Consider the following 13,080-nt stretch of genomic DNA (forward strand, 5'->3'; position numbering starts at 1 on the left):
TTAAAAGGGCAAATGATCCAAATCTATATTGCCCCCACTCAAAATAATTGCCCAATTTTGGCCCTTAAAACGCGCTTTATGCTTTAATAAAGCCGCAAGGGGAACCGCAGAAGAAGGTTCCACAACTATTTTTAGTTGCTCCCAAATCAGACGGAGCGCTAAGATAATTTCTTCTTCCTCTACACAAATAATTTCCGAAAGCAATTCTTGAAAAACGCCAAAGGTTTTTGGTCGAATTGTCGTGCGCAAACCATCTGCAAGGCTATCCGTTCGCTTGTTCTCAATGATTTTTCCCGCCGCCAAAGATAAATAAGCATCATTGACAAGCAGAGGCTCACTGCCCAAAACCTTGAGTTTGGGCCGAAAATAATGGGCCGATAATAAAGCGCCACTCAAAAGCCCTCCCCCACCAATAGGCGCCAAAATTCCATCTATATCCGAAAGCTCTTCCAAAATTTCTAAACTACAACTTGCCTGGCCCAATATAACCTCATAATCATTGTAGGGATGAATAAAATGTGCGGCCGTTTCTTTTTGCCAAGCGGCCAAAGCTGCTTCACGTCCCGCTGTAGTGGGCGGAGAAAAACGAATTTTGGCCCCCAATTCTGCCGTGGCCCGCTGTTTAAAGGCGGGCGCATTTTCAGGCATCACAATATAGGCCGGACAAGCCAAGAGCTGCGCCGCCTTGGCAATTGCTTGCGCATGATTGCCCGAGGAATGCGTGCACAATCCTTTTTTTCGCTCTTCTTCAGATAAAAGCAAGGCCGCCGAAAATGCTCCCCGAACTTTAAATGAGCCAGTATGCTGAAAATTTTCACACTTAAAATAAATCTTGCAGCCCGCCAAGGCATTTATTTTCTCCGATTGAAGCAAGGGCGTTTTTTTTAGATAAGGCCGAATAAGCGCTTGCCGTCGCCTAATATTTTCGGCAGACAATATAGTTGGAAGATGTACTGACATTTTTTTTAAAAAATATGTGCTTCTTAATCAAGCAGTTGTTAACAGATTGTAAAAATACAAGCCTAAAATTCCAAAATGCTTTTGGAAAAACCAAAAAGACGCTCTATATTTGTGCCGCTCTCAAAGGAAAGCAAAAATAAAAAATTGGTCTGGTAGTTCAGTTGGTTAGAATACCTGCCTGTCACGCAGGGGGTCGCGGGTTCGAGTCCCGTCCAGACCGCCAATTTTTTTCTTAAAAAAGAAGACCTATAAGGTCTGGTAGTTCAGTTGGTTAGAATACCTGCCTGTCACGCAGGGGGTCGCGGGTTCGAGTCCCGTCCAGACCGCTTTTTTAAAGCCGCAACGAAAGTTGCGGCTTTTTTTATGCAAAATGGCGAATAGGAAAATCTATTCGCCATTTTTTGTTTGTTACGGTTTAAGAAGAATAATCAAATCAATGTCAGTCCATATTAACCGAACACCAAAGCGTTTTTCATTAAAAATTTGAAAGGCAATAACAGATCCCTCTTCATCTACCACAGTCATAAGCTGGTATTTCAGGCCATCTTCTGTCTCTCCCTCTTCTACTCCAGATATTCGCCGAAGAATTCTACGACTACCATCAAGTTTATATTGAGCAATGTCATTATTCGGCCCATGATTTAATATAAAAGTATTGGATGACTCTTCCCAGCCCCCCCAGGACTCTTCTATAGGGCTATACACATTCATATAATTACAGTCTATCCGAAATTGGTCATATTCTTCCTGCGCTTGCAGGTTTCCCATAAAAATCAAAAAGCTAAATACACTGAGGAGGTAAATTCTTACTGACATAGACATTCGTTTTAGTTTTTCTTCAATAGTTCAAAGAAAAAGCACAACTGGCCAACCTATCTGTACAGTTTTTATTTTTTTTATTTTTTTTTGGGCTGCCCCTGCGCTTCGCTTGGGTCGGGCTGTGTCGCAGCTCGCAGGTCTGCTCGGCCCTGCGTTTTTTTCGCTGCGCTCAAAAAACTGGGTCTGGCCTTCGGCCACTGCTATCCATCCCTCATCCGCTCATCTAATTTTTTCAGGCCATTGTTTTTCTTCGGCGGTTTTGAGAAGATTATTTTTCTCTACGATTTCTAGTAGCAGTGGGTTAAAACCCACAGCAAAAAGGGAGGCCATTCTACATCCAAAAAAAAATGGAATAAAACCTTTCCCATTTTCCAGCAAACAAGGGCTTCAGCCCGCCAGTTTGCATAGACCCACAACCATGGGCTTCAGCCCATGGCCATAAAATAACTCCACAAAAAAATTCAGAGTTAAAAAACAACTTCTATTGTTAGCGTCCATAAAATTCATAGGAACCCTAGGGCCAAGGCCCTAGGCTAAGCAAAAATTGTCATCCCCTCCTGCGAGGGGATTTTTTTCGGGCTGTTGTGGTTTGAGCGATTATTTTTTCTTGGAAAAATAATTCCACACTAAAAATTCAGAAATGAAAACAATTGCTATTATTTATGCCCTGGGCTGAAGCCCAGGGTTGCTGACTTGAGCGAACTGACGGAGAAAGTCCTTGTTCGCTTTTTCGGGCTGCTTGTTTTTTCTTGGCTTTTCTAGAACCAGTGGGTTAAAACCCACAGCAAAAAAGGGAGGCTGTTCTACATCCAAAAAAATGAGCCGATGGTTAAAACCATCGGCTCATAAAAAATGGAATAAAACCTTTCCCATTTTCCAGCAAAGAAGGGCTTTAGCCCGCTCTTTACACAGACAATCATTTAAGAAGCGCTACCCTGCTCCACAGCAACAATTTTTAGTTTTCTGCCCAATTTTTTAAAATAGAAATTGTAAATGTAGGGATTAGACAACCTATGCCCTTGCAAGCAACTATTTTCATAAAAAAACAACTCTATGCGAATAAGTTTTTTGGGGCCAAGGGCTTTCCTAATAAAAATATCTAAATGATCTGTCCTGATATTCGCATCTAATGGAATTGTATCCATTATTGTAAAATTTTTCTGTTTTGCTGCCTGGAACTGCCCTTCATCATCAATAAGACGCAAATTAGTCTTGCCTAAATCTTGACTTTTACGCACCAACTCTACAAATTGACTACTTTTAAAAATGGCGGACAAAAACTCATCCTTTTTTTTGAGCTCCCTAGCCATTTGTTGGCCTCTTTTGGCCTTTACTTTAGGTAGCTCATCTCCGAAGTTTATTTCAGACAGAGGAAAAATATTTTCTGCCAGTAAAATAGGGGTATCTCCTTGCGTGTCAAAATAAAATTTAGCCAGATGAGGTTTTTCTGCACTACAGTCCATTTTACAAAAAAACAACGCTAGCTGTTCTATACTGCCAATTTTCTTCCGCTCTAAAATGATAAGATCAAAAAAAGGGGCTGCATTGATATTCCTTGGAAAATCTTTTGCTACTGAGAGCGGCTTTCCAGCTCTGCACAAGCGCAGTGCAGCAAAAGAAGCGGTTTGATCAAAAATGCGCAGACTTAAATAAGCCTGATTTTTCTTTCTAGCCAATAAAAAGGGCTTTAAAGATGCTCCATCTATAATTTGTTGCAACATCTTTTCCTCCATAGTCCGCTTTGCATCCCTTAAGCCTTTGCATTGAAGCTCAGAAAAATAATGCTCAAATTCGTCTTCCAAATCTTCTTGAGCATGCAAAAAACTTAAGCTACTTAAAACAGCTAAAATCAATGCTATTGCTTTCATTAAACTACCGTTTTGGCAAGGTTGGAATAATAGAGGGGTTTTTCAGCTCTGGTGCATCCTTTGTTGGCAAAGCCCTACCATCAGGTTGTAATTCAAATAATTTCCCTTTTTCTACAGAAAATAAAGTCTGAACAGCTTCTATTAAAGAAGTTTTATCCATTGGTGTTATAGTATTACCTAAAATCATATCTCTATTTCCAAGGATATAGGACTCTGCGGCATTTCCTTCGTCAAATTCATCATAACCATCTCCTTCTGAATCCAAATTTTTTTCTTTGGGGATATCATTAACCTCATCATAGTCTATACCGTCTCTACCATCTCCATAATGAACATACTCCTCCCAAAATGTACTCATAATAACTAGTAAACTTGCTTTTTTGCCAAGGTCTGTAGATTTATTTTGCTTTGACATTTCTTCTTCAAATGCAATAATTAAAGTTTCATCCAACACTATATAATGTTCACTGTTAGCCTGTTCAAAAACACCTTCTCCTCCCGAACCATGTCCTCGTACATACTGCCCGTTTTGCCCGTCAGTCATATCTCTAATAACGATTAACGGACTACTACCTTCACCCCAAGTTGCATCCTTTTCAACTTGTTCTGGGGTAAGATTTCCTCCTGAAAATCGTTCCAAGGCCTCCAGAATCAGTTCGTTATTCATTAAATCATTTTTAATATTGTTTTCGATATAACTAACAAAATAAGGATATTTTTCTCGATATTCTTCTAATAACTCTTTAGGGAATTTAAAATTTGGTTTTTGATCCACTTCAGCCAGTTCACCCTCCCCATATAAAGGAGGATAAGCTTCATAGCCATTTTCATAACCCGCCGTATAACTCATCGGATAAGCGGCCTCCGTAGATTCAATATTGTTTTTTTGTCCTTGTACTGCTCCTAAACCCTGCTTCTCCTGCTGTTTTTGTAATTGCTTTGCCATGGGGATATTTTTTTGAGGATGACTTTTTTCTGTTTATTTATTTTATGGTTTTGGGGCCTCCGCCTTGCTTCGCTCGTCGGCGGTTACTCCCTTTGGTCGTCGAACTGCGAACTAAAGTTCTTGTTGTCGTTTCGCAGCTCGCTATTCGCTCGGCCCTGCGAGCTGCGAAACGTAGCGCCGCAGCTTTGCTGCGGAGGCCCCAAAACAAAATACTCCTCCAAAAAAATAAGATTTTAGGGGCAAAGCTTTTCTTTTCCATCAACAAAGGTTTTATTTGCACAAAATTTAAGCTTAAGGAATGATTTATATAGAAACAAGACTCAAAACGGCCCTGAAAGAGGGATTGAATACGCTTTATGGCCTAGAAAATTTGGCCGACAAACAACTACAGATCAATCAAACCCCTAAAAATTTTGAGGGCCAACTTTCTGTCTTAGTTTTTCCTTTTGTTCGAGCAGCTCGTAAAAAACCGGAGCAAGTAGCTGAGGAAGTAGGACAATATTTGTTGGAAAACTGTCCTGAAATTGCGGCCTTTAATGTGGCCAAAGGATTTTGTAATTTGGAAATTGCCGACCTTTATTGGCAAGAATTGTTGGCCGATTTGCTTTCTCATCCAACTTATGGACAAGGCGCAACAAAAGAAAGTGAAATTTTGGTCGAATATTCTTCGCCCAATACCAACAAACCTTTGCATTTGGGGCATGTTCGGAACAACCTTTTGGGGTATTCTACTGCAGAATTGCTCAAATTTGCGGGCTATTCGGTAAAAAAAGTGCAAATTATCAATGATCGCGGGATTCACATTTGTAAATCTATGTTAGCCTGGCAACTGTTTGGCGAAGGCGAAACGCCAGAAAGCAGCGGATTGAAAGGCGATCATTTGGTGGGTAAATATTATGTGCGCTTTGAGCAAGCTTTTCAGGCAGAATATAAAATTTGGCAGGCAACTGAAGCTGGACAAGCTGCTTTTGCGGCCTTTTTGGCCGATGAGAAAAAATATAAGAAGGCCGTAAAAGAGCTGACAAAAAAATCAAAAGATAAAAAGACGGCGCCTACAGAAGAAGCACTGCAAGCTTACTTTTTTAAGTCTGTTTATAAAAATAATTATTTCAATCAGAGTAGCGAATTGGGCCAAAAAGCCAAGGCAATGCTACAAGCTTGGGAGGCTGGCGATGCAGAAGTGCAGGCCCTTTGGGAAAAAATGAACAATTGGGTGTATGCCGGTTTTGCTTCTACCTATAAGCGCATGGGGGTAGATTTTGACAAAAATTATTATGAGTCGAATACCTACCTCAAAGGAAAAGAACTGGTTGAAAATAATTTGAAAAGTGATTCGCCGATCTTTTTCAAAAAAGAAGATGGATCTACTTGGATTGACTTGACCGATGCCAAATTGGACCAAAAAGCGGTTTTGCGTAAAGATGGCACCTCAATGTACATCACTCAAGATATGGGCACCGCTTTGCTTCGCTATGAAGATTATAAAATGGATCGCATGGTCTATGTGGTGGGCAATGAGCAAGAATATCACTTTCAAGTTCTTTTTGAAATTTTGAACCGCCTTGGGCAACCTTATGCAAAAAATTGCCATCACCTTTCTTATGGTATGGTAGAATTGCCCGAAGGAAAAATGAAATCTCGTGAAGGGACCGTGGTGGATGCCGATGATTTGATGCAAACGCTAATTGATGAGGTGGCCAAAGCCTCTAATGAACGCGATATGCTTAGCGCTTTGCCCTTGGAAGAACAAAAAGAAATTCATGAGGCCGTTGCTTTGGGCGCACTAAAATTTTTCATTCTAAAAGTAGAGCCCAGAAAAGGAATGCTCTTCGATCCTAAAGAGTCTATTGACTTGCAAGGACAAACGGGCCCTTATATTCAGAATGCTTTTGTTCGCTGCAACTCAGTGCAAAGAGCTTTTGCGGATAAAAACTTTAGCAAAACCACTTATGCCGAGCATAAATTGGAGCCTATCGAAAGAGAATTGCTACTAAATATTGAGCTATTTCCTAATTTGGTCCAAAGAGCAGCCGAGCAATATAATCCCGCCGAAATTGCCAACTACCTTTATCAACTAGCCAAAACTTATCATCAGTTTTGGAATATCGTAAAAATTCTAGATGCAGAGGCCCCTCAAGCGAGTAGCTTCCGTCTAGATCTTAGCCAGGCTGTAGCTCAAGTGATTGCGCAGGCCGGAGCTATTTTAGGTATGAAAATGCCTAGTCGGATGTAATTTTTTATTTATAAAAGGCATCAAAAAAGCCCATGCAGAAATTCTGCATGGGCTTTTTTACTTAGAGAGAAAACTAATAATTAGTCAACATACTCTCCATCTTTAGGCTGAAGATCTTTTATAATGATTCTGATGAAATCAATAAAAGCCCAAATACCCAAACCGCCAAAAGTCAACAATTGGACAATTCCAATTACGGTATAGCCTAGATAAAAACGGTGGATACCTAGCATACCTAGAAAAAATGCAAGTAGGATAGCAACCACCCAGCTTTTACCAGCTTTTGCTTTTTGAGGAGAATCAGCAGTTTTTTTGGCTGCTTTCTTCAATTTTTTCTTGGCTATTTTAAGTGCCATGCGCTTTTTCCAGCCCAGCTTTTTTCCTTTTTTAGCTGTGTGAAGGGCTGCGTCTAAGCTTTGCTCCGTGCGAACAGCGTCTACTTCATTGTAACGAAGTTCAAAGGCTTCCGCAGAAAAAGTGAAGCTAAGCGTAAAAAGGGCTACCAAAAGGTAGTTAACAAAATGTTTCATTAGTATGAATTTTATAGAAAAAAAATAAGTTTTCTAGGGTATAGCTCTTTCAAGTACTAAAAGATTTTCCTCTACTTCGAGAAAAACATTTAATTAGTGTTAACGACGAGCGAAGATAGTTTTTTTTTTTTACATCCAAAATTTTTAGTGAAAAATGTTCTACCCAATATAAAGGCATCAAAAAAGCCCATGCAGAATTGCTGCATGGGCTTTTTGATATTTAGCCTATTTTTTATCAAGATCTAATCATCATACTCTCCACCTTTAGGCTTAACTACTTGGAAAAGGATAAGGATGAAATCAATAAACGCCCAAAGGCCAAATCCCCCTAAAGTAAACAACTGAACAATGCCAATCAGTGGGTAGCCCAAATAAAAACGATGGATTCCTAGAAGGCCAAAGAAAAATGACAGCAAAACAGTCACCACAAAACTCCTATTACCTCCTTCTTTTAGCGTATTAGGCGCATCTGCTGATTTTTTAGCCGCTTTCTTCAGCTTTTTCTTGGCCAACTTAAGCGCCAAACGTTTTTTCCAGCCCAATTTCTTTCCTTTCTTCTGGCTATGCATCGCCTGATCCAATTGCTGCTCTATACGAACAGCATCTAACTGATTATAACGCAACTCAAAAGCAGAGGCAGAAAAACTAAAACTAATTGTAAAAAGAGCGACTAAAAGATAGCTAGTAAAATGTTTCATTTGAAATAGATTTTAGTAAAAAAGTGATTTGCAAATCAACTTCTTTTAGGTAAAGCTTTTTAATAAACAGCAGTTATTTTAACCATACTGCAATATTTTACACAACAGGTAAAAAAATACATTTCAATCCTTTCAATTAGCCCCTTTCAATTAAACCAACACAAAAAAATCGCTGAGGAGATTCTCCTCAACGATAAATATTTTTCAAAAAAGACAAAAAAAATGTATTTCAAACTGTTGCAACTCTAAAATTTTAACCTTAACTTTAGAAACAACAAAAAAATACAAGCGATGATGAAGCTCCAAGAAAAAATGCGGGACTATAAAATAAGCAAGAAAATGATCAAGGCCTTTTACGGCATTTCTTATCCCACCCTACGCAAACGATTGCGAAACAAAGGCTTAACGGATTTTATTGGCCGTAGAAAATTTATCTTTGCCGAATTTCTACTCATTTTTAAGGCTTTGGGCCAACCGCAAGAAGTTGCAGCGGAGGTTTCGGAGCTGCAGCTAATTTATGAGCAACTCTTGCAGTTGGGCCTATTAAAAGGGGCTTCGCAAAAAGATTTGCCTCAAAAAAAGAGCGAAAACAGCCCGCTGCAGCCAAAAACAAATAAATTGCTGGCCCTAAAAACTCCCCTAGCTTTATTTGATCGTTTTTTGATAAACTACTATCAAATTTTAATAAAAGCTTGGGAAATTTTATCGCCTTCCGCAAAAAATTACCGATCCCAACAGGCCGCCTAGCATTTTTTCTATACTACTTTTGCATCAATTAAAGCCTGCAAACTATCCTGCATTGTTTTTTGCAAGGGTAAAAATTCCATGCCCAATTCTTGACGAATTTTGTTGTTATTGGCTTTAAAAGCATGTCCCACATTATTTTGCACAAATTTTCTCGTCATTGCCGAGTTCACCATTGGCCCCACTAACCAAATTAACCATTTGGGCGCCACTTTTTTGGGCAAAGGATAATTTTCATACTTGGGCAAAAGAGTTTGGCTGGCCGTATAGATGTCGCTATTGTGCCCCACCGTAATATAACGCCCTTTTGCATTGGAGTAAAAAGCGGCCCGAAAATGCGCCTCGGCTACATCGCGCACATCAACAATGCCCATTCCCAATTTTGGCGCGCCCATTTTAAAGGTTCCATCGCCAAGTTGTTTCATAATCGTAAAACTTGCTGAAGTCGTTGCTTTTGGATTCAAAGGCGGCCCCATCACCAATGCCGGGTTAATCGTCACTAACTCCCAACGATTTTGCGCCTTTTGCATTTCCCAAGCCTTTTTTTCGGCCAAAGTTTTAGAATGAGCTTGTTTAAATTTTTTAGTCAGCAGCTAGACTAAGGCAAAAAAAAATGCTGCAAAGCGCTTATTATTGTTGATTACGACAAAAACAAAAAAAGGCTTTGCAACATGGTTGTGAATTTATCAAAAGAATTTATTACGGAAAAAATATTAGCATTTTTTCCCGAAAAAAAATTGGCTCGAAAAACCAAAGCGCCTCTGTGGCAAATTGTTAAAGCGATAATTTATAGGCTTAAAACAGGTTGTCAGTGGAGAGAATTACCGATACAATCTTTTTTTGACGAAGTTCTAATTTGCTGGCAAACAGTATATTACTACTTCAATAGCTGGTCCGAGTCTGGTATTTGGCAAAAAGTGTGGATCCAATTTCTAGCCCATGAAAAATCTTGTTTAGATTTATCTAGTATACAGCTTGACGGAAGTCATACCCCAGCGAAAAGAGGGGGCGAAGCTGTGGGTTATCAGGGCCGAAAAAAGTCCAAAACCACAAATGCTCTCTTTCTCACAGATAAAAATGGGCTGCCAATCGCTATGTCTCCGCCTTTTGCGGGAAACCATAATGATTTGTTTGAAATCGAGAGTCATTTCCAAAAAATGCTTGCCGATCTGCAGCTTTCAGACATCTCTCCTGATGGTTTATTTATGAATGCTGATGCAGGGTTTGATAGCAAAAAACTTAGAGAAAACTGCCAAAAAATGGGCATTATCCCTAATATTGACCACAACAAAAGAAATAGAAAAAAAGCTTATTATCAAGATATTATAGATGAGGAACTTTACAAAGAACGCTTTTCTGTTGAGCGAACTAACGCATGGATTGACGCATTCAAAATTTTACTCATTCGTTTTGAAAGAAAAGCCGACAACTGGGCGAGTCTACACTATTTAGCCTTTATACTTATTTTCCTAAAACGAAATTTTTAAACAAACTCAATAAGAATAAGGCTGATACTTTAAAGAAGCGGTTGTATTCCAAATTTTTTCTGTCAACTCCCCATTCGGATGCCCTTTGCACTCCGAAGCATCCGTATAAATGGCCGCACAACTACTGGTCAAAACTACTTTTTGTACCGATGGCGTTTGATTGACGGAAGCCAAAACATTTTCGGTTCCTTTTACCGCAGGCTCAATCAAATCTTTTTGCGGATCTTTTACGGCGGTAACAAAAGGCGAAGCCGTATGAAAAACAACTGAGCAGCCCTGCATGGCTTCAAAATAAGCGCCTTCTGTGAGTAAGTCGGCTTTAAAATATTTTATTTCGCCCGGGCTATTCGCCGCCAATTCATCCAAATGCGCTGTTTTTTTCTTGTTTTCTGGCTGTCGCACGGCTGCATGCACACTCAAACCTTCTTCCAATAATTTTTTCACCAACCATCCGGCTACATAACCCGTAGCCCCCGTTACCATCACTGGCTTGCTTTTATCCAATTGCATAATTCCTTTATTTTTGTTGCCTAACAAAGATCTAGCATAAAAAATAAAGTAGTCCACAGAAAAAAAGGAAAAAAGAACATAAATCGCTGCATTTTTATTTTTAGCGGCTGTTTTTGGGGCCTCCGCCTCCCTTCGATCGTCGGCGCTACGCTTTAGGGCTCGCAGGTCTGCTCGGCCCTGCGCAAAAAAACAAGTTTTTTTGCTGGGTCTGCGGCTTCGCCGCCCCCTTTCGCATCGCTAGGCCAAAAGGCTCGCTTCGCTCCCCTTTTTTTGCACAACCCTCTTTTTTTCTCTTATTTTTTTCTTCGGCCCTCAAATACCCTTTCAATTAGCGGCTTTCAATTAGTCAGGGGCAGAAAAATCAGTTTGATTTTTCTGCCCCTTTTTTTCTTGGCCTTTTTCGCTAAAGAACAAATTTTTCAGAATCCCCAAAGGGTTGTATCTTGAGGCCCTTAGTATTTCTGAGCTCAAAATTTTGGGCTCTCCACAAACATCTCTAATTGTTATCCAATGAAATCTAAAAAAGCAGCGAACTCTCTGCTAAAATTTGCCCTTATGGCCGTCATCATTATTGTGTTGAATGTTTTGGGCAGCTTTATTTATGGCAAAATTGATTTGACCGAGGACCAGCGATTTACGCTCAATCCTGCTACAGCAGAACTTTTGGCCAAATTGCCCAATGATACGGCTTCAGTAAGCATTGAAATTTTATTAGACGGAGAATTTCCCTCTGATTTTCGCCACCTACAAAATAATCTCAAAGATTTAATGGGATTATTTAAAGAGCGTTCTGCCGGCATGCTCAATTATCGTTTTGTCAATCCCCTAGATGGTACAGAAGAAGAGGTGAAAGCCTTGCAACAACAATTGGCCAAGCAAAAAATTATGCCCCTGCAAATTAAAGATGCTCGACAGGGCCGAATGATTTTGGTTTTCCCTTTTGCTATCGTTCGCTCTGGCTACAACTTTGAAGTCATCAATATGATTGAACTAGGCGATGGCTATTATCAGCCCAGCGATATTTCTGCTTCTATCAATAGTTTGGAGTATAAATTTGCGGCGGCAATTAAAAAGTTGCAACTAAAAAGCAAACCTGTAGTCGCTTTTATCAATAATCATGGAGAATTGCCGCTGCGCCATATTTATGGCTTTGAAAAAGCCTTGTCTGAAAATTATGGGACCAAACATGTGGACCTCTCTCGCCTCAATCAAATTGATTCTTCGGTGAGTTTGCTGGTGGTCGCCAAACCCAAACGCAAATTTAGCTATGACGATCAGTTTAAATTGGACCAATATGTTATGAATGGGGGCCGCATTCTTTGGATGATCGATGCCCTAGATATGGAAGATGACAGCCTAGGAAAAGCTAACGGCATTCATGTTCCTATGCCCAGAGAGCTCGACCTTCAGAAGTTGCTCTTTAATTATGGCGTTCGGGTCAATAATAATTTAATTGCCTCTTATGATGCCGCAGCTTTTGGCGGCCTACGATCTGGCCCCAACCAAAAATCAAATCCAAAATGGTTTTACTATCCTTTGGTCAAGCCTTTTGCAACGCCCCAAGAACGTCTAGAAACAGGGAAATCGGTCATTGACCACCCAATTGTAAAAAACTTAGATTTTGTCTTGACCAAATATCCCTCTAGTATTGATACGGTGGGGACAAAAACAAATGTAAAAAAGACGCCCTTATTAAGAAGCTCTAAATATAGTAAGCTGCAATATCCACCTACTCGTATTGGCTTTGGCGTTATTGATCCCGCTATTGGACCAGAAGCTTTTACCAAAGGCTCACAAAACGTAGCCGTTTTATTAGAAGGAGAATTTGAGTCTCACTTTAAAAATCGCCTGCCGCCAAGAGCCGAAGAAATTTGGAAAAAGGCAGGCAACTACCCAATCCGAATGAGCAGCCGCCCCAGCAAGATGATTGTCATCTCTGATGGCGATATTGCTTATAATAATTATCATGCCTCCAGCCAAAGGCATTATCCCTTGGGCGCAGGTTTTCTCCCTGATTTTGGACCAAAACTATTTGCCAACCAAGAATTTCTCTTAGCCTGCGTAGAATACCTCACAGATGATTCTGGCCTAGTGAATCTCCGCAACAGAGAGATTCGTTTGCGGCCCTTGGACCAAAAACGCGCCTTCGATCAAGAAAGCCTCTGGCAATTTATCAATCTGGGCCTTCCCCTAATTATTTTGGGCCTTTTTGGCCTGCTCTATTATTATTTGCGCCGACGCAGATACACAAAATAAAAGCGCTAAAAAAAGCGAGCAGGTTTTCC

The 13,080-nt window shown here is 40.1% G+C and carries 11 protein-coding genes, 2 tRNA genes and 1 pseudogene; 6 read left to right on the plus strand and 8 right to left on the minus strand.

The genetic code is table 11. From position 1 onward, the window contains the following. Window positions 1–960, minus strand: coding sequence for a threonine ammonia-lyase (locus SAPGRDRAFT_RS18940; RefSeq protein ID WP_002661082.1), 960 nt, complete (start codon window positions 958–960; stop codon window positions 1–3). 146 nt (window positions 961–1,106) lie between these two features. Here SAPGRDRAFT_RS18940 and SAPGRDRAFT_RS18945 point away from each other — a divergent pair. After that, window positions 1,107–1,183, plus strand: a tRNA-Asp gene (locus tag SAPGRDRAFT_RS18945). Window positions 1,184–1,212: 29 nt separating this feature from the next. Further along, window positions 1,213–1,286, plus strand: a tRNA-Asp gene (locus SAPGRDRAFT_RS18950). Window positions 1,287–1,368: 82 nt separating this feature from the next. Here SAPGRDRAFT_RS18950 and SAPGRDRAFT_RS18955 read toward each other — a convergent pair. From SAPGRDRAFT_RS18955 to SAPGRDRAFT_RS18965, 3 genes are all read right to left on the minus strand, one after another. Then, the gene (locus SAPGRDRAFT_RS18955) at window positions 1,369–1,776 is read right to left on the minus strand and encodes a hypothetical protein (protein ID WP_156002023.1); all 408 of its coding nucleotides are present in this window, start codon (window positions 1,774–1,776) and stop codon (window positions 1,369–1,371) included. A 923-nt stretch (window positions 1,777–2,699) separates the two neighbouring features. Then, window positions 2,700–3,647 (minus strand): hypothetical protein, encoded by a 948-nt coding sequence (locus tag SAPGRDRAFT_RS18960; RefSeq protein WP_002661084.1) that lies wholly within the window; start codon window positions 3,645–3,647, stop codon window positions 2,700–2,702. Between the two features lie 4 nt (window positions 3,648–3,651). After that, entirely contained in the window at window positions 3,652–4,593 is a 942-nt protein-coding gene (locus SAPGRDRAFT_RS18965) for a hypothetical protein (protein ID WP_002661085.1), read from the minus strand. Between the two features lie 298 nt (window positions 4,594–4,891). Here SAPGRDRAFT_RS18965 and argS point away from each other — a divergent pair, with 298 nt between their 5' ends. Then, on the plus strand, window positions 4,892–6,826 hold the full coding sequence (argS, locus tag SAPGRDRAFT_RS18975; protein WP_002661087.1) for an arginine--tRNA ligase: 1,935 nt from the start codon (window positions 4,892–4,894) through the stop codon (window positions 6,824–6,826). 80 nt (window positions 6,827–6,906) lie between these two features. On the opposite strand, the gene SAPGRDRAFT_RS18980 is transcribed toward argS, so the two are convergent. Both SAPGRDRAFT_RS18980 and SAPGRDRAFT_RS18985 read right to left on the minus strand, forming a co-directional pair. Then, on the minus strand, window positions 6,907–7,356 hold the full coding sequence (locus SAPGRDRAFT_RS18980; protein ID WP_002661089.1) for a TM2 domain-containing protein: 450 nt from the start codon (window positions 7,354–7,356) through the stop codon (window positions 6,907–6,909). Window positions 7,357–7,598: 242 nt separating this feature from the next. Beyond that, entirely contained in the window at window positions 7,599–8,054 is a 456-nt protein-coding gene (locus SAPGRDRAFT_RS18985) for a TM2 domain-containing protein (protein WP_002661090.1), read from the minus strand. A 291-nt stretch (window positions 8,055–8,345) separates the two neighbouring features. Between SAPGRDRAFT_RS18985 and SAPGRDRAFT_RS18990 the strand changes: the two genes are divergently transcribed. Further along, complete coding sequence (locus SAPGRDRAFT_RS18990; RefSeq protein WP_002661092.1) at window positions 8,346–8,801, plus strand: hypothetical protein; 456 nt, start codon at window positions 8,346–8,348, stop codon at window positions 8,799–8,801. Between the two features lie 8 nt (window positions 8,802–8,809). On the opposite strand, the gene SAPGRDRAFT_RS18995 is transcribed toward SAPGRDRAFT_RS18990, so the two are convergent. Then, the gene (locus tag SAPGRDRAFT_RS18995; RefSeq protein WP_216593852.1) at window positions 8,810–9,328 is read right to left on the minus strand and encodes a hypothetical protein; all 519 of its coding nucleotides are present in this window, start codon (window positions 9,326–9,328) and stop codon (window positions 8,810–8,812) included. Between the two features lie 141 nt (window positions 9,329–9,469). Between SAPGRDRAFT_RS18995 and SAPGRDRAFT_RS19000 the strand changes: the two genes are divergently transcribed. After that, on the plus strand, window positions 9,470–10,285 hold the full coding sequence (locus tag SAPGRDRAFT_RS19000) for an IS5 family transposase (protein WP_002657728.1): 816 nt from the start codon (window positions 9,470–9,472) through the stop codon (window positions 10,283–10,285). 9 nt (window positions 10,286–10,294) lie between these two features. Here SAPGRDRAFT_RS19000 and SAPGRDRAFT_RS19005 read toward each other — a convergent pair. Continuing rightward, window positions 10,295–10,795, minus strand: a pseudogene (locus SAPGRDRAFT_RS19005) (NAD-dependent epimerase/dehydratase family protein); the annotation flags it as partial. 510 nt (window positions 10,796–11,305) lie between these two features. On the opposite strand from SAPGRDRAFT_RS19005, the gene gldG reads away from it, so the two are divergent. Next, window positions 11,306–13,051 carry a gliding motility-associated ABC transporter substrate-binding protein GldG gene (gldG, locus tag SAPGRDRAFT_RS19015; protein WP_037350601.1) on the plus strand — a complete coding sequence of 582 codons (1,746 nt, stop codon included), beginning with the start codon at window positions 11,306–11,308 and terminating at the stop codon, window positions 13,049–13,051. The last annotated feature ends 29 nt before the right edge of the window (window positions 13,052–13,080 follow it).

Origin of the sequence: Saprospira grandis DSM 2844, from assembly GCF_000275825.1 — a bacterium.
GTDB lineage: Bacteria > Bacteroidota > Bacteroidia > Chitinophagales > Saprospiraceae > Saprospira > Saprospira grandis_A.

Bases quoted from the DNA above. Each gene is read 5' to 3' on its own strand.
- SAPGRDRAFT_RS18940 (WP_002661082.1), bottom strand. From the start codon at position 960: ATGTCAGTACATCTTCCAACTATATTGTCTGCCGAAAATATTAGGCGA.
- SAPGRDRAFT_RS18955 (WP_156002023.1), bottom strand. From the start codon at position 1,776: ATGTCAGTAAGAATTTACCTCCTCAGTGTATTTAGCTTTTTGATTTTT.
- SAPGRDRAFT_RS18960 (WP_002661084.1), bottom strand. From the start codon at position 3,647: ATGAAAGCAATAGCATTGATTTTAGCTGTTTTAAGTAGCTTAAGTTTT.
- SAPGRDRAFT_RS18965 (WP_002661085.1), bottom strand. From the start codon at position 4,593: ATGGCAAAGCAATTACAAAAACAGCAGGAGAAGCAGGGTTTAGGAGCA.
- argS (WP_002661087.1), top strand. From the start codon at position 4,892: ATGATTTATATAGAAACAAGACTCAAAACGGCCCTGAAAGAGGGATTG.
- SAPGRDRAFT_RS18980 (WP_002661089.1), bottom strand. From the start codon at position 7,356: ATGAAACATTTTGTTAACTACCTTTTGGTAGCCCTTTTTACGCTTAGC.
- SAPGRDRAFT_RS18985 (WP_002661090.1), bottom strand. From the start codon at position 8,054: ATGAAACATTTTACTAGCTATCTTTTAGTCGCTCTTTTTACAATTAGT.
- SAPGRDRAFT_RS18990 (WP_002661092.1), top strand. From the start codon at position 8,346: ATGATGAAGCTCCAAGAAAAAATGCGGGACTATAAAATAAGCAAGAAA.
- SAPGRDRAFT_RS18995 (WP_216593852.1), bottom strand. From the start codon at position 9,328: ATGCAAAAGGCGCAAAATCGTTGGGAGTTAGTGACGATTAACCCGGCA.
- SAPGRDRAFT_RS19000 (WP_002657728.1), top strand. From the start codon at position 9,470: ATGGTTGTGAATTTATCAAAAGAATTTATTACGGAAAAAATATTAGCA.
- gldG (WP_037350601.1), top strand. From the start codon at position 11,306: ATGAAATCTAAAAAAGCAGCGAACTCTCTGCTAAAATTTGCCCTTATG.